Annotated in this window: 22 protein-coding genes and 1 pseudogene; 18 read left to right on the top strand and 5 right to left on the bottom strand. The window is 68.6% G+C overall.

Annotated features, from left to right (window positions below; all coding sequences use genetic code 11):
- Window positions 1-784 precede the first annotated feature (784 nt).
- The 9 genes from PMI01_RS00135 (at window position 785) to PMI01_RS00095 (ending at window position 8,834) form a co-directional block, all read left to right on the top strand.
- Window positions 785-1,153: a single-stranded DNA-binding protein gene (locus tag PMI01_RS00135; RefSeq protein WP_007661439.1), complete on the top strand. Its 369-nt coding sequence runs from the start codon at window positions 785-787 to the stop codon at window positions 1,151-1,153.
- A 129-nt stretch (window positions 1,154-1,282) separates the two neighbouring features.
- Window positions 1,283-2,296 (top strand): DUF1612 domain-containing protein, encoded by a 1,014-nt coding sequence (locus tag PMI01_RS00130; protein WP_035033749.1) that lies wholly within the window; start codon window positions 1,283-1,285, stop codon window positions 2,294-2,296.
- Between the two features lie 468 nt (window positions 2,297-2,764).
- A complete protein-coding gene (locus PMI01_RS00125) occupies window positions 2,765-3,424 on the top strand; it encodes a ParA family protein (protein WP_007661437.1) in 660 nt (219 codons plus the stop codon).
- Window positions 3,425-3,440: 16 nt separating this feature from the next.
- Window positions 3,441-3,917, top strand: a complete 477-nt coding sequence (locus PMI01_RS00120; protein WP_007661436.1) for a hypothetical protein — start codon at window positions 3,441-3,443, stop codon at window positions 3,915-3,917.
- 171 nt (window positions 3,918-4,088) lie between these two features.
- Window positions 4,089-5,060 carry a replication initiator protein A gene (locus PMI01_RS00115; RefSeq protein ID WP_007661435.1) on the top strand — a complete coding sequence of 324 codons (972 nt, stop codon included), beginning with the start codon at window positions 4,089-4,091 and terminating at the stop codon, window positions 5,058-5,060.
- Between the two features lie 1,138 nt (window positions 5,061-6,198).
- Window positions 6,199-6,705 carry a S26 family signal peptidase gene (locus tag PMI01_RS00110; protein ID WP_238536973.1) on the top strand — a complete coding sequence of 169 codons (507 nt, stop codon included), beginning with the start codon at window positions 6,199-6,201 and terminating at the stop codon, window positions 6,703-6,705.
- Entirely contained in the window at window positions 6,702-7,436 is a 735-nt protein-coding gene (locus PMI01_RS00105) for a cell wall hydrolase (protein WP_007661426.1), read from the top strand. The genes PMI01_RS00110 and PMI01_RS00105 overlap by 4 nt, the downstream gene beginning before the upstream one ends.
- 247 nt (window positions 7,437-7,683) lie before the next feature.
- Window positions 7,684-7,995, top strand: a complete 312-nt coding sequence (locus PMI01_RS00100) for a hypothetical protein (protein ID WP_007661424.1) — start codon at window positions 7,684-7,686, stop codon at window positions 7,993-7,995.
- Between the two features lie 458 nt (window positions 7,996-8,453).
- Window positions 8,454-8,834, top strand: coding sequence for a hypothetical protein (locus PMI01_RS00095; protein ID WP_035033746.1), 381 nt, complete (start codon window positions 8,454-8,456; stop codon window positions 8,832-8,834).
- On the opposite strand, the gene PMI01_RS00090 is transcribed toward PMI01_RS00095, so the two are convergent.
- Window positions 8,831-9,409, bottom strand: a complete 579-nt coding sequence (locus tag PMI01_RS00090) for a hypothetical protein (protein WP_007661420.1) — start codon at window positions 9,407-9,409, stop codon at window positions 8,831-8,833. The genes PMI01_RS00095 and PMI01_RS00090 overlap by 4 nt on opposite strands.
- Before the next feature lie 286 nt (window positions 9,410-9,695).
- Between PMI01_RS00090 and mobQ the strand changes: the two genes are divergently transcribed.
- The 3 genes from mobQ to PMI01_RS00075 all read left to right on the top strand — a co-directional run bounded on the left by mobQ (window position 9,696) and on the right by PMI01_RS00075 (window position 12,943).
- Window positions 9,696-11,192 carry a MobQ family relaxase gene (gene mobQ / locus PMI01_RS00085; RefSeq protein ID WP_007661418.1) on the top strand — a complete coding sequence of 499 codons (1,497 nt, stop codon included), beginning with the start codon at window positions 9,696-9,698 and terminating at the stop codon, window positions 11,190-11,192.
- Between the two features lie 184 nt (window positions 11,193-11,376).
- Window positions 11,377-11,925: an RNA polymerase sigma factor gene (locus PMI01_RS00080; RefSeq protein ID WP_007661416.1), complete on the top strand. Its 549-nt coding sequence runs from the start codon at window positions 11,377-11,379 to the stop codon at window positions 11,923-11,925.
- A 58-nt stretch (window positions 11,926-11,983) separates the two neighbouring features.
- The gene (locus PMI01_RS00075; RefSeq protein WP_007661414.1) at window positions 11,984-12,943 is read left to right on the top strand and encodes a FecR family protein; all 960 of its coding nucleotides are present in this window, start codon (window positions 11,984-11,986) and stop codon (window positions 12,941-12,943) included.
- Window positions 12,944-12,995: 52 nt separating this feature from the next.
- On the opposite strand, the gene PMI01_RS27630 is transcribed toward PMI01_RS00075, so the two are convergent.
- Entirely contained in the window at window positions 12,996-13,205 is a 210-nt protein-coding gene (locus PMI01_RS27630) for a hypothetical protein (protein WP_202948057.1), read from the bottom strand.
- Between PMI01_RS27630 and PMI01_RS00070 the strand changes: the two genes are divergently transcribed.
- The 4 genes from PMI01_RS00070 to PMI01_RS00055 all read left to right on the top strand — a co-directional run bounded on the left by PMI01_RS00070 (window position 13,204) and on the right by PMI01_RS00055 (window position 19,263).
- On the top strand, window positions 13,204-16,074 hold the full coding sequence (locus PMI01_RS00070; RefSeq protein ID WP_202948056.1) for a TonB-dependent receptor: 2,871 nt from the start codon (window positions 13,204-13,206) through the stop codon (window positions 16,072-16,074). The genes PMI01_RS27630 and PMI01_RS00070 overlap by 2 nt on opposite strands.
- A 92-nt stretch (window positions 16,075-16,166) precedes the next feature.
- A complete protein-coding gene (locus PMI01_RS00065; protein ID WP_007661409.1) occupies window positions 16,167-16,931 on the top strand; it encodes a Slam-dependent surface lipoprotein in 765 nt (254 codons plus the stop codon).
- Between the two features lie 74 nt (window positions 16,932-17,005).
- Complete coding sequence (locus PMI01_RS00060) at window positions 17,006-18,490, top strand: surface lipoprotein assembly modifier (protein WP_007661406.1); 1,485 nt, start codon at window positions 17,006-17,008, stop codon at window positions 18,488-18,490.
- Complete coding sequence (locus tag PMI01_RS00055; protein ID WP_081497606.1) at window positions 18,490-19,263, top strand: energy transducer TonB; 774 nt, start codon at window positions 18,490-18,492, stop codon at window positions 19,261-19,263. The genes PMI01_RS00060 and PMI01_RS00055 overlap by 1 nt, the downstream gene beginning before the upstream one ends.
- 120 nt (window positions 19,264-19,383) lie before the next feature.
- Here PMI01_RS00055 and PMI01_RS00050 read toward each other — a convergent pair whose 3' ends face one another.
- A complete protein-coding gene (locus PMI01_RS00050; protein WP_007661402.1) occupies window positions 19,384-20,319 on the bottom strand; it encodes a LysR family transcriptional regulator in 936 nt (311 codons plus the stop codon).
- Between the two features lie 34 nt (window positions 20,320-20,353).
- Window positions 20,354-20,890 (bottom strand): YybH family protein, encoded by a 537-nt coding sequence (locus tag PMI01_RS00045; protein WP_007661400.1) that lies wholly within the window; start codon window positions 20,888-20,890, stop codon window positions 20,354-20,356.
- 402 nt (window positions 20,891-21,292) lie between these two features.
- On the opposite strand from PMI01_RS00045, the gene PMI01_RS00040 reads away from it, so the two are divergent.
- The gene (locus PMI01_RS00040; protein ID WP_007661398.1) at window positions 21,293-23,212 is read left to right on the top strand and encodes a type IV secretory system conjugative DNA transfer family protein; all 1,920 of its coding nucleotides are present in this window, start codon (window positions 21,293-21,295) and stop codon (window positions 23,210-23,212) included.
- Between the two features lie 2 nt (window positions 23,213-23,214).
- On the top strand, window positions 23,215-24,171 hold the full coding sequence (trbB, locus tag PMI01_RS00035) for a P-type conjugative transfer ATPase TrbB (protein ID WP_007661395.1): 957 nt from the start codon (window positions 23,215-23,217) through the stop codon (window positions 24,169-24,171).
- Window positions 24,172-24,304: 133 nt separating this feature from the next.
- On the opposite strand, the pseudogene PMI01_RS00030 reads toward trbB, so the two are convergent.
- Window positions 24,305-24,519: pseudogene (locus tag PMI01_RS00030) on the bottom strand (succinyl-CoA--3-ketoacid-CoA transferase); the annotation flags it as partial.

The following is a 24,519-nucleotide window of genomic DNA, read 5'->3' as shown; positions in this document are numbered from 1 at the left end:
GAGGCGCGGCGGCGTCAGCCGCCGCGTCTGTCGTCTTTTTCCGAGAGAATGAAGGTGGAACGAAACGCCAGATCTAGGGGTGAATGGAGGTTCGGCGACGAGTCCTAGCGGTTGGCGATTCGTTCCCTGAGGCTTGGCGGCCCGCTCTGGAGATGAGGCCTCCGGGGCGGCGCGCGCGGGGCCTTCGGACTCGGGATGGGCTTGGGGACGGGCGGGCGACGCGCGAGGCTTGGGACGCGACCAGCCTTGGGAAAAGCGCGTCTTTCCGGCGGATCGGCGGCGCTCGGCCGCTCGCCTCGCCGTGGACCTTCGAGCCCTTGGAGGACGGGGCGATCTCGCCAAGCCGCGTGGGACGCCAGATCTTCGCCTGGCGCGGGGCGGCGTCGCCTTCGTGACCTGTCCGGCGTGGTGGTCGGCGGCAGCCGTCAGCGGGGCCGGTTGTCGTCCTCGGGGCGGCGCGGTCTCCGCGTCGAGGGTTCGCCGACGTCGCCTTGCTCGGCAGGGTCTTGCATCGACTTTCCGGGATGAGCCCCCGGACGAGCCATCGGTCCTGCGCGATCAATCACGCCATCCCTAGGGCGGGGCGGGCCGGGTCAAAGCCGACCTGGCTGCGCCAGGCGCGATCGCCGGACCCTCCGGCCTTCCTCCGCTGCGCGGCGTGCAGCCCGGTTTCCAGCGCTCGCGGGCTTTGGCCCTGCCCTCTTCCCCGCCCAGCCGGTTCGCGTGATCGCGGCAAGGACCGCGGGCCGCCGGGGCCCTTCCCGGCGGAAGACGGAGAAAGACCATGCTGAACAAGGCTCAACTGATCGGCTTTACCGGCGCCGACGCGGAAATCCGCACCACCCCCAAGGGCAAGAAGGTCGCCGTGCTGCGGGTCGCCACCAGCCGCTACACCAAGAAAGGCGGCGAGCGGCAGGACTTCACCACCTGGCACCAGGTGGAGATCTGGAGCCCCGGGACGGTCAAGTGGCTGGAATCGCGGCCGCTGCTCAAGGGCTCGAAGGTCTATGTCGAGGGCGAGATCCGCAACGAGCGCTACACCGACAAGGACGACAAGGAACACTACTTCACCAAGGTGGTGGTCGCCGGCCCGGGCCATGAACTGAAGTCGCTCGACCGACCCGAGACCAACCTCGAAGACGAAGAGGCCTGATCGCGCCTCGCCCGCCCCGGAGGTCCAACCTCCGGGGCGGGTCGTTTCGCGGATTGGCGTAACGCACAGTTAATGGCACAAAGTGTGTGTCACTGATGCTCACTGTTTTTGGCGGGAAAACGCGATTTGTTGGACGCTTCCATCGAGGGGCTGTTTCTGGGCCTGGCGCGCGCCGAGGACAGCGTGAGCCGCCTGGATGCGCGGGCCCAGACCTGCCCTTTCGCGGAGGGCTGGGCCGCGCGCGTCGACTTCGCCGAGGCCAACGCCTGGGGCTGGGTTAGCGGCGAGATCGTCGACATGGAGGACTTGGTCCTCCATGACGCGCAGATGGATGCGCGCCTGCCCGACCAGGCCCTGCGCGCCACCTATGGCCTGGTGCGGGCGCGGCGAAAGGCTCGCGGCGTCGGCGCGGAACTGCAGACGGCCGCCGGCGCGGCCTGGCTGGCGGGCTATCGCAGCGACCCGCCGCATCTCCCCCTCGCGCCCGCCGAGCCCGACGCCGACGTTCGAGACGTCGCGGCCGAGGCCCGCGACCTCCTCAGTGAACTCGCCCACCAGCTTCGCGCGCTCGGGCGCGGCGAGACGGCCGATCCGCTTGACGCCGTCGAGGAGTGGATCGCCTGGACACATCGTCTTCCGGAGAGCGCGCCGGCCCTGCTGCGCGCCGCCGCCGCCCTGGAGGGCTGGCGGCTGGTCAATCCCCTCCCCCGCCAGAACTATGTCGGCGGGGTGATGGTCGCCCAGTCGCTGCGCGTGTCCGGGCGGACCCGCTCCAGCCTGCTGGGCCTGGAGACCCCGCGGCGGACCCACCTGCAGCCGCCGCGGGGCTTCATGGCGCCCGCGATCGTGCGCCTGACCTATTGGCTGAAGATCATGGCCGTGGGTGCTGAAGCCGGTCTGGCGGAGATGAGGCGCCTGGAACTGGCGCGCCAGGTGGTGCTCAGGCGGATCGGCGGTCGGCGCGCCCACGACCGGTCGGCCGATCTGCTCGATCTGTTGTTGGCCCGCCCCCTGGTCAGCGCGCCGATGGCCGCCGAGCATCTGGGTGTCGCCGGCCACTCGGCCCGTCGGCTCCTGTCGAGCATGGGCGCCTCGTTGATGGAGGTCAGCGGCCGCTCGCGCTATCGCGCCTGGCGGCTCTAGTCGGGTAGGGCCCCTCCCCTGCCCCCGCCAGCAAGGCGTGTTCGAGGCCGGCGCTGGCGGCGCAAGCGTGGAAGAGTGGAATTGGGCAAATGGGGAAGTGGGGAATCTGCTAGTCCGTCCTCCCGGGGCGTCGGGTATCGCGACGGGATTTTGGGCAAGTGGGATCTTGGGGTGTTCCGCGCTTCCGCAAATACCCAAAGCCCCATTTGGGGTAAAGTGTATTTACTCAGATACGTACTTACGAACTTGCCCGAAAGGGGAAATCGGCAAATGTTATCTTCCACAGAAGGGGGTTTCCTCGAACGAGGCTTTGAGTTTTTGGGGAAAAGAGCGTTTCCGCATGACCTCGAAGCCTCATTTGCCCATTTGGGTTAATACCCTGTTCACCAATTGCCCATACGGTTATTTACGCAAAAGCGGGCTTCCCCAAATCCCCATTTGCCCATTGCCCCATAGAGGAGCGGCGTCATGGCGGTCATCAGCGTTTGTTCGACGAAGGGCGGGGTGGGCAAGACCACCCTGGTGATGTGCTTGGCCGACGCCTTCGCCCGTCAGGGCGGGTCGGTCGCGATCGTCGACGGCGATCCCAACGGCCACGTGGCCACCTGGCGCGCTCGGGCCGGCGACGACTGCAAGGTCACGGTGATCAGCGAGTCCAACGAGACCAAGATTCAGGACGTCATCGCCGAGGCCGCCAGCCAGTACGCCCTGGTCTTCGTGGATCTGGAGGGCGCGGCCTCGCAGTCGGTCACCTACGCCATCGCCGAGAGCGACCTGGTGCTGATCCCGACCAAGGTCTCGGGCATGGACCTCCAGGAGGTCTATCGCACCTACGAGGTGGTTCGTCGGGCCGAGAAGATGCTCAAGCGCCGGATCCCCGCGCGCGTGATCTTCAGCCAGATGGGAACGCTCAACAGCCGGGTGGCCAGCCACGCGCGCCAGGAGATCCGCGACAACGACATTCCGGTGATGAGCACCGAGATCATCCAGCGCGCGGCCTATCAGCAGATCCATTTCACCGGCGACACGCCCAGCGGGCCCACTGGCGACCCCAAGGCCGGCCGGGAGGTCGCCGCCGTGCTGGCCGAACTTCTGGAAGCCCTGGCCACCCAGGCGCAGGCCGCTTAGGCGGGGAGGGAAGAGCATGACCGAGAAAGTCGCCCGTCCGGTGTTCCAGCCGGCCCCGCGTCCGCGTCCCATCAACGACGGCGCCGCGACCGAGGCGCTGAAGGAGGCGACTCGCGACCTTGGCTTTGGGCGTGCGTCCAGCGGCGAGTCGGCGGCCGAGCCCGTGGCCAAGCCTGCGCCGCCCGCGCCAGCCGCTCCGGCGCCCGTGGCCGTCAGGCCCGAGCCCGCCAGGGCCGAGCCCGCCAGGGCCGATCCCAAGCTCAAGGCCGCCAAACCGGTCCCAAGCGCGCCGCCGGCCGTCGCGATCGGCGGCGCGGAGCGGGCCACCTCGATCAAGTTCGAGATCGACGATGCGCTGTCGACGGCGCTGAAGTTCGAGGCGCTTCGGCGACGGGTCACCGTGAAATACCTGATCCTGGAAGCACTGGCGGCCAAGGACTTCCCCGTCGACCTGGCCAACCTGCCGGCGGACGGCCGGCGGGTGCGCAAATAGGCCGGCGGAACGAGATCCTGGGCAAAAGTGGATTTGGGCAAATACCCATTTGCGCATTTGGCCGGGGTCTCGCTGTCGCCGGGCCCCAGCCAGGAGGGCGCGATCGCGACGCGAGCCGTCGCCCGGGCGAATCGCGATAGGTCGATTGAACATTCGAGTAGGGCAGGGCGCATGACGGCCCCCAAGGACCGCAACAACCAGTTCGACCTCTTCATCCCGTTGATGCGCGATCTTTCCCTGAAAGATCAGCGCGAGACGATGGAGCGGCCGTTCTTCTCGCTGCAGAAGCGCAAACGCCTCAAGCCCATCGAGTACAAGAGCGCCGACGGCGAGGTCTCGGTGAAGGTCGAGGCCGTGCCCGCCTACGGCATGGCCACGATCTGGGACGGCGACATCCTGATCTGGGCGGCCAGCGCCCTCAACCGCCTCAAGGCCGACGGGCGAAACGACGATCCGCCGCGCGCGCTCAAGGTCACCGCCTATGACCTGCTGCGCTCGATCCAGCGCGACACCGGCGGCAAGGGCTATAACGACCTGAAGGCGGCCCTGGACCGTCTGGCGACCACGACCATCTTCACCTCGATCCGCGCCAAGCGTGGCCGCGACCGCCGGTTCAGCTGGCTGGACGGCTGGGAAGTCGAGGTCGATCCGATCACCGACAAGCCGATCGCCCTGAAGATCACCCTCTCGGACTGGGTCTATGAGGGGATCATCAACGAGAAGTCGGTGCTGACCATGCACCCCGACTATTTCCAGCTTTCCGGCGGCCTGGAGCGGGCGATCTACCGGATCGCTCGCAAGCACGCCGGCGACCAGGACGACGGCTGGACCTGCCGGGTCAGCCTGCTGCACGAGAAGACCGGCTCCGACAGCGAGCCCAAAGAGTTCAGTCGGATGCTGCGCAAGATCGTCGAGATCAACGAGTTGCCTGAATACGACATGGCCTTCGTCACCGCCGGCGACGGCAGTCAGGCCGTGCGCTTCATCCGCCGGTCCGTCGTCGAGCGCGTCCAACTGCAGGCCGAACTGGACGCCGAGACCGCGGCGCTGTCGCGCCGCGAGCGGGAAGATCGCCGCGCCGACGAGATCGACGGCCGTTCGGAGCCTTGGGCCAAGCGTCGCCTCCCGACGGGCGAGGCCTAACGGTCTATCACACACCTGGATTGATTTTATCACGTTAAATCAAGGTGTTGAGACGTAATTCTAAACCTCCGGCCTGGCGCGGACTGACGGTCTATCACCCACCAGAGTCGCCTCGGCGCCCGCCAAATTGGTAAACAGACGGTTAAAAACCGCTTCGGGCGGCGTTTTTGACCGCTGTTTTCGACTCCGGGACGATGATCGCGACCCTTCGGGGTTTCGCCCACCGGCTCGGCGGCCATCCTTCGGGGTATCGCCCACCGCACAATGCCCCGGTTGTCGGGGTTTCGCCCACCGGCCGGGTCGCCAGGGGGCGGGGAGGGGGCAAGTTTCGGGGTTTCACCCACCGCGGGACTCCCAAGGCCGATGAAACGGTCCTCCGGGGCCCGCGGGGGCTGGAAACGGGTCGAAACCTTCGGGGTTTCGCCCACCAGAGGTCCACCGGGACCATCGGTCTATCACCCACCGAGCAAGATTGAGCGCCGCCTGTGGACAGCGCCGGGGGATCACCCACGCCGGCGGCGGGGTAACGCCCACCACACCCTCGGGGGATCAGACACCGATCCACGGTCTATCGCCCACCCGGGGGTTCGGTAAGATATTGTTTTCATGTCAGATTTATGGGGTCGAAGAGCCCTTAACTTAACTAACTTCTTCCATAACATTATCTCTAACGGCGCAGCTGAGACGCCGCCGGGAATTCAGGGCCAGAAGGGATGGCCCTGATCCCCCGGCTCGGGACAGGAAGCGGGCGGGGGAACGCCCACCGCCGGCCCTGGTCGCCTTGGCGCCGCGACCGTGAGATCCCCATTCTTCTCGGCGACACCTGGGCGCGAGATCCTGGCCTTGACGCCCGCTCGGCCGAAAGGTCTCAGGACCACCTCGGTCGTCGGGAGCGGTCTTCCTCCGAAAACCTGCGTTCCGGGCCTTCAGCGGCCCTTCCAGCGGCTTGCAGGCGGCGGCAAACCTTGGGCGACGGCGCCAGACGTGACGGACCCCCATGGGCCGAACGCTCGCTCGATTGCCCATTGGCAACGCGGGGAACCGTGGGCGTACAGTCAGGCCCCTGGATTTCTCCGGAATTGTCGCGCGCCGGTTCGCGTGAAAGCCTTGCCCTATGCACCGGCGCGCGCGCATCGCCTTGATCGGCCTACTTCCGCTGCCAATCGCCCTGGCGCAGGCGGCGCTCTCCGCGCCTGTCCTTCTGCTCAACACCTCGCCCAGCGAGCCCCTGGGGTTCTATGTCCGGGTGTCGGCCGAGCCAGCGGTCGGCCAGGTGATCGCCTTTCGGCCGCCGCCGGGCGCGTGGCCCTATGTCGGGGCGGCCATGCCCGAACGGGCGCGCACGAGCATCCTCAAGACGATCCGGGCCGGGGAGGGCGACGCGGTCTGCGCCGCCGCCCAGCACCTGGCGATCAATGGCCGCATCCTGGCGGCGATCGCGCGGACTGATCGCCGGGGACGGCCGCTGCCCCAGTGGGGCGGCTGTCGCCAGTTGCGCCGCGACGAGTACTTCGTGTTCTCCGCCCGTATCCCCAACAGTTTCGACAGCCGCTACTACGGTCCAGTGCGTCGCACCGACGTCATCGGCGTCTATCAGCCGCTCGGAGCCTTGGTGGCGTCGCCCGGCCCATCGAGGCCGTCATGAGGGCCGGGGATCTTACAGCCGCGGTCGGCTGGGTCGCCCTGGGCCTCGTCGCGGCGATGGCGCCCCACCCGGTCCAGGCGCAGCCGACGGTCTCGGCGTCGCCTGGGGTAGTGGGTCGGCTGCGCGTCCTGGTCGACACGCCGTCGGCCCGCGACGCCATCGCCCGGGTGACCCTGGCCGAGGCGGCGGGGCAGGGCGACAGCGGGCTGGCCGGGGTGGTCTACACCATCCTCAACCGGCTGGCCTCCGGCGTCTGGGGCGACAGCGTCGACCAGGTGGTCAATGCGCGGGGCCAATTCGAGCCGGTCATGCGCGCCGGCGGCGACTGGCGAGGTTTGCCGGCGGCGGGGCGGGCGCAGCGCGCCCGGATCGACACCATCCTCAATCTCGCCCTGGAGGGACGGCTGCCGGACCTGACCGGCGGCGCGCTCTATTTCCAGAATCCCAGGATCGTCGCCGAGCGCGCGGCGGCTGGGACCGTCTCGCCGGGTCTAGTGCATTTCGGCGGGGCCGCGCCCAGCGCGGTGATCGGCGACCACGCCTTCTATCCGCGGATGGCCGGCGGAACTGGACGCGCGATTTCGCCGAGCGACCAGGCCGGTCGCACCATCTTCGTGCCGGCGGGCGGCCGGGGCGGGGAGGGTGCGTCCCCGGAGGTCGTGGCCAAGGCGGTCGGGGCGCGGGGCCTCTTCGTGTTGGCGGACGGCCGGATCGTCGAGGCCAGACCCTAGCGGCGGGGCGGGGCCGCCGTCGCTGGCTCGCCCTAGCGGGGCTCGCCGCCGACCCAAGCGTCGGCGGGGCGACGGCTACTGAGACTGGTGGCGACGTCGTCCCATCGTGTCACGGCGCCCCACCTGTCAACGGCTTCGCCGTTCCCCTGCACGATCGCGAGCGATCGCTCCGGTGACAGGAGGGGACCCCGCCGTGTCCCGCCGGGTCAACGCCGCTCACCGGGAGCGGCCCTGCGGAGACCTCGTCATGTTCAAGTTCCTTGAGACCTTCCTTCAAACCGGTATCGGACGGGCGCCAACGATCCGTCTGGGCGACGACGCTTACAGCCACGTGGTCGATTGGATGGATCACCAGGCTGAGTTGGAACATCGGGCCGAGTACGCCGAACGGGTGGCTCGGTGCGAAGCGACAGCGGCGGCCTGGGCGAAACTGTCCGACGACGAGCGCGACGCGGTCATCCGCTGGTGCGACGACCTCAACGCCCAGGGGCGACTGGAAGACCATCGGTTCTTCGATCAGTGGGTGGCGCTGCGCATGCAGGGCTACGTCGGCGACTGAGTTGGGGGGCCTGGCCCCCCTTTTTGTCCAGGGCCGTAGAAGCGCCCTGTCGGCCGCTGAGCCTTGGCGTCCGCCAAGCCCGCCGTCGCCCTTTTGGCGCCGCGACGAAGACGGGCGTGGCCCGTCACGTTCCCGTCCGCAGGTAAGGGCGACCGGACGGCCTTCGACGCCTCACGGCGCAAGGCGGCCCGACCGAGAACGCCGCGCTCGCGATCCTCAGGGCGCGCGGTCGCTACGCGCCGTGCGCCGTCGGATCGACGTCTGACCGTTGGGCCCGGCCGGGCTGACGAGATCTCCGCGAGATCTCGCCGCCGTCGCCTTGCGACGGCGTGGCCCCGCCTACTGAGCCTGGAGGCGCCTTTTCCCATCGTCCCATGTCACCCAGCCCGTCAACCCGCTGCGCGGGTTCCCCTCCAGGGCCGCTGCGCGACCCCTCCGGTGACTGGCCGGGGCCCGACATGGAGCTCGATTTCAAGGCGCTCGATGGGAGCGTCGTCGAGGAGATCAGGATCATGACCGTCATCGTCAAACACAATGAAGATCCCTTCACCGCGGACCTGCGGGCCATGCACGTCGCAACGGGCCAGCCGCGTTACGGCGTGCGGCTGGACCTGCTGAACGGCGGGTTCATCCGTCGTTGGAGCGATGATCGCCAGGACGCCCTGGACCTCTATCGCCAGGCCCTGGCCGATCCGGCGATGAAGGCGGTGTTCTGTTTCGACCATATCGACATCGAAATGCTCGCCTTCGATTTCCGGCCGGCCGGTCGCAGCTACGAGCAGATCAAGGCCGACAGCGAGGCGGCGATCGACCGGATCCTGGCCTGGACGGACGACTAGGGGAGGGGGGCCTGTCCCCCCTTTTTGCGCCCACGCCCGGAGCGGCGCGCAGCGCCGACGAAACCCTCATCGCCGGCGATCGCCGCCCGCGCCAAGGCGTCGAAGTCCGGCAGCTCCGCCGGCGCGGCCGCCTTGATCGACGCCAGCGGCAGGTCGAGCATTTCGGCGATGGCCAGACGGTCGCGCGGCCGGTCGATCCGCCGGTCGAGGATCTCCATGATCCGGGCCATCAATGGGTCGTCGGGATCACCTTGCGCCTCGGCCAGCAGGGTCGCGCCCAGCACGATCTTGGCCCGGGTCTCGCGCTTGCGTTCGGTGCGGTCGAGCAGGGCTTCGAGCCGCTCGACCCGGGCGCGCCAGACCTCAAGACGCCGTGTCTCGTCGGCGATCTTCTCAAGTGGCGTGACGTGACCCCGGGCGCGGGGGAGGGCCCCGGTCAGGATGGCCAGGGCCGTGGCGGCGCGATGTTCGCGGTCGGCCAGGCGCACGGCCAGGGCCTGAAGTCGACGCTTCCGGGTCGTTTCGGACTCCGGCTTTTGGCGGGGACGGCGGACGGGCTTGTCGGCGGGATCCATGGGCAAGGACCAGGTGGCGAAACGAGGGGCGGAGTGCGAGCGACGGGCTGCGGCTTGATTTCGTGTGAGGGGGAGGGTAACCCTTGGCGACGTAGAGTGACAAGGGCGCAGTTATGCATTGCTGCGCAACGCCTGCGGTCGGGAGCGCCCGACACCCCTCGACGCCCGATCCTGGGCGTTGCCCGGGACGTCGAGCCAAGGGGCAAGCCCCTTAGCGATCCGGCGCGCGGCGCGGCGCCAAGCGTCCCGGCCGATCGGCCGGGACGAGGCATGGAGCAAGGACGCGGTGGCCCAGTTTCGGCTCGAGGTTCAGGCGATCAAGCGCGTGGAGGGACGCTCGTCCGTCGCGGCGTCGGCCTATCGCTCGGCCACGCGCCTTCACGACGAGCGCCTCGAAATGCTGTTCGACTACAGCGCCAAGAGCGGGGTGGTCTTCTCCGGGATCATGGCGCCGGACGCCGCGCCGGACGCGTTCGCCGACCGTGAGCGGCTGTGGAACGCGGCCGAGACGGCCGACAGGCGCGCCGACTCCCGCGTCGCCCGCGAGATCCTGATCTCGTTACCCTACGAGTTCTCCGACGAGCAGCGTCATGGCTTGGTGCGGGCCTTCATCGCCGAAAGCCTGGTGGCGCGGGGCATGATCGCCGACTACGGGATCCACTCTCCCGACGCCCATGGCGACGCCCGAAATCACCACGCCCATATCCTGGTGACGACGCGCCATGTCGGCCCCGAAGGTTTTGGCCTCAAGGCGCGAGATTGGGACAATCCGGACGCGGTGAAGGCCCTGCGGCTGGAATGGGCGCAGGTCCAGAACCTGCATCTTCGCCAGCACCTGGGCCCGGACGCGGCGCAGGTCAGCCACCTGAGCCTGGCGGCCCAAGGCCAGGGTCGCGAACCGACCATCCACCTGGGCCCCTCGGCCTCGGGCATGGAACGGCGGGGCGAGCCGTCCGATCGTGGCGACATCAATCGCGCGATCGCCGGGCGCAACGACGAGCGGCGCGAAGGACCGGCGAGGATCCGTGAGATCGAGGACGGCCTGGCCCAGGCCTTGCCGCGACAGGCCTATCCGATCGACGCGGTGATCCGTGAGTTCCAGGCTATCCATCAGACCATGGTGCGCGAGCGCTCCAACTGGGCGAGGGATCTGTCGCGCCTGACGGCGCCGAGCGCGCCGACCGCGCGGGCGATCGCCGGCGAGGTGGTGGGCGAGGCGGTGGCGCACCGCGCCGAGGCCAAGCGCCGTCTGGCCCGGACCGAGTATCGGATCGAGCAGGGGAGGGCGCGCCGCAGCCAACTCCTGCGGTGGATCCGCGATCCGGCGCGGATGATCTGGGCCAAACACGCCGAGCTCAACGCCTTGGCCAGGGCGCGGGTCGCCGACCGCCTGGCCGAGGTCCGCCTGTCGGTGCGTCGCGACTGGCTGCGCAGTGACGCGGGCCGGACCTATATCGCCGCGCGGCTGGATCCGGCCAAGCACGCCGCCGAAGAGGCGCGTCGCGCCGCCCGAACCTTGGAGCGCAAGATCAAGCGCGCCGACAAGCGCATCGACAATGTCGCGCGCACGCGCACCAAGCTGATGGTGGCCCGCGAGCTTGGCCAGGCGACCATGGTGGCGCCGTCGCAGATGCGGCTGGGCGTGGGTCAGGCGGTGCGCGAGGTGGATCGTCGCGTCGTCGACGCCGTCCAGGCCCATGCGCCAGCCGCCCAAAAAGCGGCGTTGGACAAGGTCTTGGCCCTGATGCGCGGCCGAGCGCCCGGTTTGGGTCCTGAGCGTTAGTCGTACGACCCGTCTGGGCCCCGTTTTGGAAGAAAGGAGGTCGCCAGCGCCCGCTCATGGTTCTCAAGGGCGCAGAAGAAACCGGTCGACGCCAAGGTCGCGGCTTTGACGCTTGAGCCGGTCCTGCGTAGACAGTGCATCGCAAATGAGAATTACTCGCATATTTATGCGTCATGGCGGGGCGATGCGGCGAACTGGCGAGCGGCGAACGGCTCCGGACCTGCCTGGTCTGCTCGAGGCCCATTATGACGACCTGAGGCGTTTTGCGTTCCGCAAGGCCCGGTCGGCGAGTCTGGCCGACGATGTCATGCAGGACGCCTGGATCAAGCTGTCCGACCTGATGCGCTCGCCAGGCTTCGATGGTGCGACCGTCATCAATCCGATCAGCTATCTGCGTCGGCTCATCGCCAACCTGGTCATCGACCGGCAACGGCAGGCGGCGGCCCAGACCCGGCGCGTGTCGACCGGAGACCTGCCGCTGGACGCGCGCAGCGAGACGCCGTCGGCCTTCCAGGTTCTGGCCGGCCGCCAGGAGATGGCGATCGTCCAGGCCGCCATCGCTGAATTGCCCGACAAGTGCCGAGCGGTCATCCTGCTCTATCGCGGCCAGGACCTGACGATGCAGCAGGTCGCCGATCGCCTGGGGATCTCGTCGCGCACGGTCGAAAACCATCTGGCGCGGGCCATGACCCATTGCCGCCGGCGCCTGCGGGACGCGCGCGGCGATGGGTGAGACTAGGGGGAGCGGGATCGCCGGTTCGTCTTTCCATCGGGAGGGACCGCAAGTCCGCATGAAGATGAAGGTCGACGACGAAGACGCCCTGGCCGAAGCCGCCGCGCGCTGGGTGCTGCGGCTGCGCGAGACGCCCGATGACGCCCTGCTGGCCCGACATGCCGCCTGGCTGGCGGAAGGACCTGACCGGGCCTTGGCCATGGCCGAGGCCGAGGCTGTCCTGCGCGTGATGGACTTGGCGCTCGGGCCGGACCGGGCGCGGCCGAGGCGCGTGCGGGAAACGACGGCTCGTCCCGGTCGTCGGGCGCCGATCGCGGTCGCGATCACCGCGGGGCTGGCGGCCTGCGTGGTGCTGGCCATCGGGAGCGGCCAGTTCATCCAGGGACCGCGCGACGGGACGCGTCTTTCCACGGTGGTCGGCGCCATGCGTCGCCAGGCCCTGGCCGACGGCAGTCAGGTCACGCTGAACACCGACACCGTGCTGGACGTCCGCTATCGGAATGGGGAACGCAAGGTGCGGCTGGTGAAAGGCGAAGCGTTCTTCGACGTGGTCCACGATCCGGGCCGCCCCTTCATCGTCGAGAGCCGGGCGGGCAGGGCCCAGGTGCTCGGCACGGCCTTCGACGTGCGACTGCGCGGAAAGAATGCGCAAGTCAGCGTGTTGCGCGGCGCGGTGCGGGTCGAGCCGGCGCGCGCACGGGGAGCGACGGTGGTGCGGGCCGGGCAGGGGGCTTGGCTGGGCGACGCCACGCCCCTGGCCCAGGTCCTGGAGGATCCGGCCGCCATCGACGCCTGGCGTCATGGCCGCCTCGTCGTCTATCGCCGTCCGTTGGCCGAGGTGGTCGAGGAGATCGACCGCTATCGTGGCGGGCGGATCATCTTGCGCGGCGAAGCGTCGGGACGCAGGCTGGTCTCGGGAGCGTTTGACATCGGCCAGCCCGACGCCGCGCTCGACGCCCTGACGGCCTCGCTAGGCCTGCGCGCCGCGCGCCTGGGCGGGTTTGTCCTGATCTATTGAACGATCCGGCAGGGGGCCTTCGTGTGGCGCTCAAAAAAAGCCGGCGGGCCCGCTAGGGGATCTCGCAGTCGGGTTTCGTCTTAGTTTCTATAAGATGCAAATGCGTATTGATCGCAATAGCGGCGACGCCCGAGACGAGACCGATCCCGACGATGATGACGCCGAAAGTTCCCCGCCGCCAAGCGCGCGCCCGCGTGCGGCTCTCCTTTTGGGCCGCGTTGGCCTTGGCCAGCCCGGCGGTCTTGGGCGCGACGGCCGTCATGGCTCAGGCGCCGGCGACCTATGAGGTCGCCATTCCCGCCCAGCCGCTGCCCCAGGCCCTGGCGCGGTTCTCGCTGCAGACCAAGATCCAGGTCGTCTACGCCGCCGAGGCCCCGTACGGGCGCAAGGCGCCGGCCGTGCGCGGGCGCTTCAGCCAGGGCGAAATTCTCTCGCGCCTGCTGGCGGGCAGCGGCCTGACCTGGCGCGAGGTGCGTCCGGGCGTGGTCACGCTCGACGCCGCGCCGGCGGCAGAGCGGGGGGCGGTCGTCACGGACGCCCTGCAGGTCGAGGGCGCGGTCGGCGGCGACGCGGTCCAGACCGCCCGCGACGCGCTGGGTTACGACGGGGTCTACGACGTCGACGGCGCGTCGACCTATGCCGGCCGGGAGACGGTGGAGCGCTACAAGGGCGTCAGCCCCGCCGACGTCCTCAAGGGCATGGTCAATGTCTATAGCGGCGACGCGCGCAACAGCGGCGCGCTGGACCCCAACGTGCGCGGCGTCGAGGGACCTGGGCGCGTGCCGGTGATCATCGACGGCGGCGAGCAGGCCCTGACGGTCTGGCGCGGCTATAACGGCGCCAACAACCGCAGCTATATCGATCCCAGCCTGATCGGCGGCCTGCAGGTTCTCAAAGGTCCGTCCCTCACCGGCGGGGTCCATAGCTCGACCGGCGGGGCCGTGATCATCAGCACCCTGAGGCCCGACGACATCCTGCGCGAGGGCCAGCGTTATGGCGCCGAGGTTCGTGTCGAGGGCGGCAATAATTCGGTCAAGCCGCGCCTGCCCACCCTGCTGACCGGCCAGGACTATCGCAACGTGCCCGGCTTTCCCGGATCGCCCGGCGTGGTGGGGTTTCCCAGCAGCCCCTATGACGACCCCTACGTCCAGGTGACGCCCAAGACCGCCAGCGACAACGACACCCTGTCGCTGGGCGACCGGTCGGCGCGAATGGCCGTGGCCGGCCGTACCGACGCCATCGAGTGGCTGGCCGCCTATGCCTGGCGCGAGCGCGGCAACTACTATGCCGGCGAGACCGAGGCGGACTTCTACAGCCAGACCAACCTGCCCACCCCCTCCGGCCCCCAGGACCTGCTCAAGCGCCTGGCCTTCAACTACAAGCCCGGCAACGAGGCGCCCAACACCTCCAGCGAGATGAGCTCGTGGCTGGGCAAGCTGGTGTGGAAGATCAGCGACCGCCAGGCGCTGGAACTGGGCGTGCGCGACAGCGTCACGACCTATGGCGAGGTGATGCCCTCGCGGATCATCTCCACCACTTCCAACGGCATGGGCAAGGTGCAGTGGCCGCTGAGCGAGGTCCACGCCACGGCCTACAATCTCGACTACCGCCTCTGGCCTCAGGGCCGGTGGATCGACCTGAAGACCACGCTGTGGCTAACCCGCACCAACAGCCACGCCTACAACGCCGGCGGCTTCCCCAACTGGGCCCAGAACGCCGCCAACCCGATCCTCAAGGACACCGCCCTCGCCAACGCCAAGAACGATCGCTACGGCCTGTCGGCCAGTAACAAGATGCGCCTGGCTCCCCAACTGGACCTGGTCCTGGCCGGCGACTGGCAGCACGAGAAGCTGAGCTCGCCGGACGTCTGGAACGGCACGTTCGACGGCTGGCGGCAGTACCCCCGCGCGGGTCGGCGCGAGGAGTATAACCTGCACGCCAATTTCGAGTGGCGGCCGACCGCCGAGATCACCCTGGCGGCGGGCGCGCGCTACTCGCACTACTGGGCGTTCGACGATTTCCTGGCCGAGCAGATCGACAAGGGCATTGTCTTTACAAACTACGTCTTCACCGACGCCGAGGTCATCTACCGCACCCTGGTCAACGGCCGCACCGTCAACAACACGATTCCCTGGCCGCGCGACAGCGAGGGCCGCTACACCCGGGCCACCGACCCTTGCGTCAACGGTTTCCTGACCAGCGTCGCCAACGCCACCGGCTACTGCTCGGCCATCATCAACCAGGCGCCGGTCACCGCCACCAGCGCCACCAAGCGCGGCGACGACTGGGCGCCGGTCGCTTCGGCGACCTTCAATTTCACGTCCAATGCGCGGGCCTATGTCCGCTACGCCGAGGCCTACCGCTTCCCCAGCATGTTCGAGAGCACGATCGGCTTTTCGGCCTCGACCCCGGCCAAGCCGCTCAAGCCCGAGCACGCCCGCACCTGGGAGATCGCCTATGTCCACGACCTGTCGAGCCTGTTGTCGCTGCCCGACGGCCAGCGCGCCGACGTCAAGCTGACCTATTTCCACAACAGGACCCGCAACGTCATCGAGCGCAGCACGCAGCTTGTGCTGAGCAATCTGGACAAGCAGATCATCGAGGGGCTGGAACTTCAGGCCCGCTACGACAATGGCCGCCTGTTCGCCGACCTCAGCGCCTCGCACAGCTTCAAGAACAAGGCCTGCGACGCCCAGGCCGCGATCCTCAAGGCGCCGATGACGGGCGTCGTGCCCGACTGCGTCAACTACGGTTTCGTTGGCGGCTATCTGCTGACCCAGGCCACGCCGAAGGACTCGGTCTACCTTAATCTCGGCGGCCGCTTCTTGCAGCGGCGGCTCGAGGTGGGGCTGCGCGGCGCCTACTACAGCGCCTACGACAATCCCGAGCTGGAACGCTTCATCGGTGGGCCGAGGGCGTCTCGTGTCGATGGCTATGCCTCCAACACCCCCTACATCTGGGGCGAGATCGTCACGGTCGACGCCTACGCCAACTTCAAGCTCAACGACAAGATCCGTTTCGAGCTGACCGGCACGAACCTCAATGATCGCTACTACACCGATCCCCTGACGCGGACAGCCCAGCCGGCCCCCGGCCGCACGCTGAAGCTCAGCATGACCGCCCGCTATTGACGAAATTCACGGCCTTCGCGCGCCGGAATTCCCCGGCGTGGCGGCGACCGCTGGATGCCTAGACCCAACACCACAACATCGGAGAAGACGAGATGACCCGTTCGACCTTCAAGACGTTGATCCTGGCGCCCATCGCCGCCCTGGCCCTGTGCGGCGTCGCCCAGGCCGCCATCGTCGGCCAATCGACCGATACGACCCAACTGCGGGTCGGAACCAGCACCATCAACGCCGGTCCGCACACCTCCGGCAAGCCGGGCGTCGCCGTCGCCGGCATCGGCCTTTCCAGCTACGTCGACTTCGCGGGCCTGCAGGCCTCGATCCCGCCGGTCAACGGCGTGACCACCATCAACAGCCCCTCCAGCGCCCCCGGTAGCCACAACGGCATGGGCGTGTTCAACTTCGCCAAGGTCAGCAACGCCGACCTCTATTTCGGCGAATGGTCGGACACCGCCAACGTCGCTGACGGCACCCACACCGTCTACTATGTCGGCGACAACACCGGCACGACGGTCCCGACCACGGGTTCGGCCACCTATGCGGTGAAGGGGATCAGCGGCTACGCCGCCAACGGCCCCCTGACCGGAACCTTCACGGCCAACTTCGGCGCCAGCACCCTGAGCGGAAGCATCGCCAGCGCCTCGACCGGCTACACGGTCAACATCGGCTCGGTGGGCATCTCCGGCGCCAACATCGCCAGCACCACCAGCAACGCCACGGCGACGCAGTCCACCACCCTGGCCTCGGGTGGCAGCGTCAGCGGCCAGTTCTTCGGCGCCAACGCCGCGGCCCTGGCGGGCCTCGTCACCTTCGGCGGCAACAGCCAGTATGACACCGCCTTCGGCGGCACGAAGAACTAGGACGCCAACGACGCGAGACGCGATGGGCGGGGGCGAAAGCCTCCGCCCAAAGCCGTGTTCGCGTCGCGCCCGCCATGACCCGCCCCAAATGTTTCCCGATCCGCATCGCCGCCGGCTGCGCGGCCTTGGCCCTGCTGGCCCTGGCCGGAGCGGCGCGGGCCCAAAGCGACGACGACACCCGTCTGCGCCTGAACCAGGATCTGTCGCGCAAGGCGGCGGAGCGTGAGGCCAAGACTCTGGAAGAGGCCTCGCCCGCCGTGCTGGTGATCGACGGTCAGGCCTACGCCGTGGGTCCCGGCGCCGACGATGTGGGCAAGGCGCTGTATCTGTCGCTGGCGCGTCGCCAGTGGCCAGACGCTCGCCGGTTCCTGAAAGCCTATCTCGCCCTTCCCGAGCGCGACCCCATGCTGGTGCGCTACGCCCAGGGCCTGCTGGCCCGCCAGGACGGCGACCTGCGCGCCGCCGAACGGGCGTTGCGCGAGTTGCTGACGCTGAAACCGGACTTCATGCCGGGCCGGATCGAACTGGCCCGGGTGTTGTTCGAGAACCAGCACGACCGCGAGGCCCTGTCCGCCTTCCAGGCGATCCTGGCCGATCTGCCGACCAGCGAGCCGAGTGGGGCGGGCGTGCGCCGCAGCGTGGAGGGCTTTGTCGCCGCGTTGCGCCAGCGTGGCGCCTGGCGCGGTTCGCTGGCCCTTGGACCGGGCTACAACAGCAACATCAACCAGGCCTCCGGCAGCTATGCCTGCCTGCTGCCCGGTCCCGACGGGCTCTGCTTCTTCGACCGCAAGACCCCCGATCCCCTCGGGGCGGCGAGCGTCAGTTTCGAAGCCGCCCTCAATCGCCGCATGCCGCTGCGGGGATCCAGCGGGCTGAGCTTGCGGGCCTTGGCCTATGGCGAGCTCTATCCCGAAGAGGGCGCCTACAGCCAGGCGACCCTGATCGCCCAGGCGGGCTTTGACTATCGCACCGCGGGCTTGGCCCTAGGGGTGGCTCCGTCGCTCGATATCGGGACCCTGGGGGCCCAACGACTCTACGATGCGCCCGGCGTCCATATCGAGCTCAGCCGCGCCTTCGGCCCATCGACCCTGATCAAGTTGGAGGGCGACTATAAAGTCCTGCGCTATCGTCAGGCCGCCTTCGCCCCGCTCGACGGGGCGCAGGCCTCGCTGTTCCTGACCGCCTTGCGCGGCCTCAAGCACGGCTGGACGGTGTTCGGCGGCTTCGACCTCGCGGACAAGGACGCCGACCAGCCGGTCAACGCCTATCGACAGGCAGGCTTGCGGCTGGGCGCTGTCACGCCGACGTTCGCGGGCCTCAACGCCAACGTCTTCGCCTCGGTGCGCCGCAAGCGTTGGGATGCCGTCAACGAGACCTTGGAGGCCCGCCGCCGCGACGACGAGCAAGCTGTCACCGCGATCGTCCGCGCGCCGCGCCTGAAGATGGTCGGCCTGACGCCCAGCCTGACGGTGCAATACGCCAAGGTCGCCAGCAGCATCGACTGGCTGTTCTCCTACGAGAAGGTGGCGGCGAGCCTGAAACTTGAGCGGGTGTTTTGATGCTGCAGGTCGCCAGGCCGCCGTCGGTCGTGCTCGAAATTCCCTATGACGATCCGCCAAGGAAGGCGGCGATGCGCCGCTGGAGCCTGGCGCTCTGTGTCGCCGTGACGCTGCATCTGATCTTGGCGGCCGGCGCCTATTTGCGCCTGGACCGCCCGGCGCCTCCCGCCGAACCGATCCAGGCGATCATGGTCGAACTCGCTGCGACCGCGACCGCGCCTGCCCGGCCCGCGGACGAGCGCCCGCCAGGCCCTGAAGCCAAGGACCGTCCGGCGTCGGCTGAGACGCCGGCGGTTCGCGAGACCCAACGACCGCCCAATATACGTGGCGTTCTACCGGCCCATTCCGAGCGCGTCGCATCCCCTTCGAACGATGTGGCCGCCAAGGCCTCGACGCGGCGCGAGGCGTCGGCGCCGCCGTCTATCGCCGCGCCGCCGGCCCCGGTGCTGGCCGCCACCCGGACCTCGGCGGCCAGCGACCAGAGCGTGGCGGTGACCTGGCGCGGGCTGTTGCTGGGCCGCTTGAAGGCCTATCGCCGCTATCCCCGCCGGGCCCAGAGCGTGGGGCAGGAGGGGGTGGTCTTCGTCGTCTTCACCGTGGACCGTCGCGGGTCGGTGCTCAGCGTGCGGGTCGCGCGGAGCGCGGGCTATCCGCTGCTCGACGACGAGGCCCTGGCTACCGTGCGGCGAGCTTCGCCCATGCCGCCGCCGCCCGACGAGGTGCCGGGTGATCCGGTCGAGGTGGTGGTTCCTGTCGATTTCCATGTCCGATGATGTTGGCTGAGACGTCGGACGGGATCTGTCTGGATCGCACGGGCGGTGCGCCAAGATCGGATCCAGCCGCGGACCGCCGCCGGGTCTCGCCCCGCCCATCCGAAAGGCCGCCGATGGCGGCTATAGGCCGGCTTCGGTGGGGTGAATGACGGACGTCAGGGCGCCGAACAGATAGTCGGAAAACAGTTTCGCGACACGGGAGGACTGGCCCCGGGGCGGTGTGAGGATGCTGAGCGCGGCCTGGCTCATTTCCCAGCCCGGCAGCAACGGGCGCAGCGCGCCCGACGCGAGATCGGCCTTCAGGACATATCGCGGCAAGGCGACGACGCCCGCGCCCGCCCGCGCGGCGATGTGGAGCGCGGCCATGTCGTTCGAACAAAGCCGGGGCGACAATTTCACCTCGATCGTCTGGCCCTGCGCGGCCAGCGTCCATCGCGGTTCGATATCGATCGGTCCAAAATGCAGGGTGCTGGCGCGCGCCAGGTCGTCAGGCCGTTCGGGCTCGCCGTTGATCTCGAGATAGTCGGGAGATGCGGCGATCGTCCAAGGGATGGTGGTCACCGTGCGCATGGTCAGCGCCGAGTCCTTCAATGGCGCGGCATGGGCCCGCAGGCCCAGGTCGTAGCCTTCGCCGATCAGGTCGACATAGCGGTTGGTCGCTTCGACCCGCACCGAGACGCCAGGATGGTCGGCCAGGAAGCGCGGCAACAGCGGGGCCAGGGCGAACTGGGCGAGCGTCACAGAACTGCTGATCCGCAGCGTCCCCGTCGCCGCCTCCATGCCGCGCAGCGCGTCTTCGGCTTCGATCGCCGCCGCGTCGATCCGGCGGGCGTGCCGCAAGACCAACGCGCCGGCTTCGGTCAGCGACAGACTGCGCGACGAGCGGCGAAGCAAGGCCTCGCCGACCGCCTGCTCCAGCGCGGTGACCCTTTGGCTGAGCGTCGACTTGGGCACGCCGGTGGCGATCGAGGCGGCGGTGAAGCCGCCATGGTCGGCGACCTTCATCAGCAGACGCATGTCGTTCAGATCGAGATGTCCGCCGTCCTTGATCCGCATCCCGTCTCCGATCGGGCCCGCCAGGCCTTGGCGGCTACTGTTCGCCTTGGCGGGGTTGAGTGTTGAAGCTGTAGAGAATGATCTTCCAGGCTGGCCCCGTCCGCTTCAGCACGAAGACCTCGCGGTTGTAATCCAGCTTCCGGGAACCATCGGCAAGAAGCAATTCGGCCTGGCCGACCGGGTGGTGGGTGCGCACGATCGCGATGTCGCCGTGGATGTCCACCGCATCGTACTGGAAGTCGGTGTCGAACTTGATCGCCTTGAACATCGCCTCGTAGGACGGACGCATGGCGGCGACGCCGACCACGGTCTGCTTATTGTTCCATTCCGCGACCGCATCGGGTGCGTATTCGCGCGATATGGCGGCGAAGTCGGCCCCGTTCAGCCCGGCTTGATAGCGTTCCACCACGGCCTTGGCCTGGCGCTGGACGGCGGCCGTGTCGGGGCTGGGCGAATAGGTGAAGGCGCCGGTCGGGCCGCCGTCCTTGCCGACTTGCGCCGATGCGGGCGATCCCATCATCGATGCGGCCAGCGCGGCCGCCCCGAACACTGTCGCGATCTTCTTCAACATGAGTCTCATCTCCACTGCCGCCGGTCGGCCATGGGGAGGCGGCCAGCCTGGCGGAGCCTGAGCCAATATCATCGGCGCCAGCGAACCCAGAGCGAGGACTGGGCTGGAAAGGCGGAGGCATCGTTCCGGATCTGGAACGGCCATGGCGGCGCGTCAGAGGGCGTGCTTTTCACGGGTCGGATCAACGACTTGGCGATTTTCCAAGGCCGAGGCGTGATACGGACCGGTCCCGAAGCCTCGCCCGTTCCGGCGTTGCGAGCGGCGGCCGCGCGGCTCGGAAGGGCTCAGCCGGAAGCCATGAACTCATCGCTGTCGCCTCGACGCCGTCCGTACCCTGGAGAACTCCGGAATTGGCAAGCGCGCGCGGCTCGGCTCTGCTGAGGCCCTTCTCGGAGCCTGGGCATGAGCGCGACCTGCAAGGCTTGCTGGCTCGTCCCGTTGAGCCTGGCCCTGGTCCTGGCCGCGCTGTGGGCCGCCACCCAGGCGGCCGGCCTGATCTTTGACTATCCGCGACCGTTCGGCGACGGCTGGGGCCGGCTCGGCGCGGCGCGAATCTACCCGCCATGGTCGATCCTAGCCTGGTATGGCCGCTACGCCGCCGACTATCCGCGGGCCTTCGACCAGGCGGCCTTGATCGGGCTTGGCGTGTTCATCTGGCCTCTGCTGGTCGTGGCGGCCCTCACGCGGCGGTTCGTCGCCCGGCCCAAGCCGTTCGGCGCCGGGGCCTGGGGTCAGCTCATGGACGCCAGGGCCGCGGGCCTGATCCACGGCGACCGCCTGGTCGGGCGGGTGCTGGGGCGGCTCAAGGGCCGGCTGCTCAGCTTCACCGGCGTGGAGCACTGCGTCATCGTCGGCGCTTCCCGCTCGGGCAAGGGGGCGGGCCATGTGGTCCCCACGGTGCTGTCCTGGCCCGAGAGCCTGTTCGTCTACGACCGCAAGGGCGAGCTTTGGCACATCACCGCCGACCATCGGCGACGCTTCTCCCACACCTTCTTCTTCGCGCCGACCGATCCCAACACCGCCCGCTGGAACCCGCTGTTCGAGGTGCGCAAGGGACCGATGGAGATCGCCGACATCCAGAACATCGTCGGCATCCTGGTCGATCCGATCGGGCTCAAGCAGGGCAATCTGGACTTCTTCGACCAGAGCGCGGCCAACTTCTTCACCGGCGTGATCCTGCACGCCCTCTACACAGCCCCCGATGACCTGAAAAACCTCACCTATGTCCGGCGGATGCTGATCGACATCGAGCCGACCCTGGACGCCATGCTGGGGACCAAGCATCGCTGGCGCCCCGATGGCGAGGCGGCCGACGGCCTGGCGCGCGACGCCGAGGGCCGGACGATCGCCGAGGTCCATCCGGAGGTTTGGCTGGGGGCCACGGCTTTCCGAAGCATGGAGCCGCGGGTGCGCTCCAGCGTGCTGGCCACCGCCCAGAAGTCCCTGGCCCTGTGGGCCGATCCCCTGGTGGCCAACGCCACCGCCTGGTCGGACTTCTGCATCGGCGACCTGGTCTGCGCGCCGGCGCCGGTCAGCTTCTATCTGATCACGCCCCAGGCCCATGCCGATCGTCTGGCCTTCCTGGTGCGGGTGATGCTGCGCCAGAGCCTCAACAGCCTGATGGAGACCATCGACGCCGACAGCCGCGGCCGCCGGAAGCGCCATCGGCTGCTGAAGATGCTCGACGAGTTTCCCAAGCTGGGCGCCTTGCCGTTCCTGGAGAACGCCCTGGGCGAAATGGCCGGCTACGGGATCTCCGCCCACCTGATCTGCCAGAGCTTCAACGATGTCTTCAAGCACTATGGCGTGCACACCTCGATCTTCGACAACTGTCATGTCACGGCCGCTTTCGCGACCTCCGAACCGGGCAGCATCGAGCGCATCGTCAAGCGGGCCGGCCGGTCGCTGGAAATGCGCGAGAGCTTCAGCGATCCGCGACAGGTGTTTGGAACCGGCCACCGCAGCCGCAACCAGGCCGAGGTCGAACGCTATGTCCTGGCCGAGCAGGATGTCCGGGCCTTGCCGGGCGACAAGCAGTTCCTGTTCGTCAACAACGCCAAGCCGTTCCTGGCCGACAAGATTCGCTATTTCGACGAGCCGCTGTTCGCCGCCCGAACGCGCGATTTCTTCCACGGCGAGCGGGCGCGGTTCGTCCAGACCCGCGAGACCCTGGACACGCCGGGCGCGCCGCCCATCGATTGGCTCGGAGTGACGGCGGTCGAGCCTTACGCCGCGCCCCTGCGGCCGTTTCAGAACGCGGTCTCGGCCGCCTGTTCCGACGGCTTGAGCATCGTCGACCTGATCTACAACGCGGAGGATTGAGCATGGGGCCTGGGTCGGACGAGGCGCTGGAGCGCAAGAACGCGGCGCTGCGTCAGGCCATGGGGCCGGTGCTGGCCGCGGCCCTGGCCGAACCGAAGGTCGTGGAGGTGATGGTCAATCCGGACGGCGCGATCTGGATCGAGCGGATCGGCCAGGGTAGGGCGTTCAGCGGCCAGCACATGGCCCCGGCCGACGCCGAACGGATCCTGCGCCTGGTGGCCGACCATGCCGGGGAGGTGGTGACGCGCGACCAGCCCCTGGTCAGCGCGACCTTGCCGCGGACCAGCGAGCGGTTTCAGGGGGTGTTTCCGCCGATCGCGGCCGCGCCTTGCTTTTCGATCCGAAAACGCCCCGAGGCGATCTTCACCCTGCAGGACTATGTCGATCAGGCGATCATGACGCCCGCGCAGGCGCGGGTGCTGGCCCAGGCGGCGGCCGAGCGTGAGAACATCCTGATCGCCGGCGGCACCGGGGCGGGCAAGACCACCTTGGCCAACGCGGTTTTGGCCCTGCCGGCCTTTCGCGACGATCGGGTGGTCATCGGCGAGGACACGCCTGAACTGCAGTGTTCGGCCTTGGATCAACTGGCCCTGTTGACCAAGCGCGCCGACCCGCCGGTGACCATGGCCGATCTCGTGCGCGCCGCCTTGCGTCTGCGCCCCGATCGCATCGTCATCGGCGAGGTTCGCGACGGCAGCGCCCTGGACATGCTCAAGGCCTGGAACACGGGCCACCCCGGCGGGCTGGCCACCCTGCACGCCAACAGCGCCCGTGAGGCGCTCAGCCGGCTCGAGGATCTGATCAGCGAGGTGTCGCGAACCGTGCCCTATCGCGCCATCGGCCAGGCGATCGGAATCGTCGCCTATATCCGGCGGGCGCCGGCCGGACGCGTCCTGGAGTCGGTGCTGCGCGTGAACGGGTGGTCGGACGGCGACTACCAGATCGAAACGCTCGCCTAGACGGCTGATCCAGGCCGCGACCGCGCGGCCTGGGTTTCGATCGCGGTTTGGCCCAGGCCAGGGCCTTCGACCTGGCGCCCGCGTCGCCCGCGCTACGCTCCGGGATGACGCGGGTGGTCGCCCGTTCTAGGCGTCACGGCGTCAGGCCCTGAGGCAGGGCGAACCAGGCGTCGGTCTTTTCGCGCAACTCGTCGAACGTGACATCCGGGGCCAGTTCCAGAAGACGCATCGGCGTCTTGCCGCGGTTGATGTCGAAGACGCCCAGCTCGGTGATCAGCAGATCGACGACGCCCGCCCCGGTCAGTGGCAGGGTGCAGCGCTCGAGGAGCTTGGGCGCGCCGGACTTCT

The sequence above is a fragment of the Caulobacter sp. AP07 genome (assembly GCF_000281955.1).
In the GTDB taxonomy this organism is placed as follows: Bacteria; Pseudomonadota; Alphaproteobacteria; order Caulobacterales; family Caulobacteraceae; genus Caulobacter.
The sequence above is the reverse complement of the archived record's forward strand: the minus strand, read 5'-3'. Positions and strand labels throughout refer to the sequence as shown.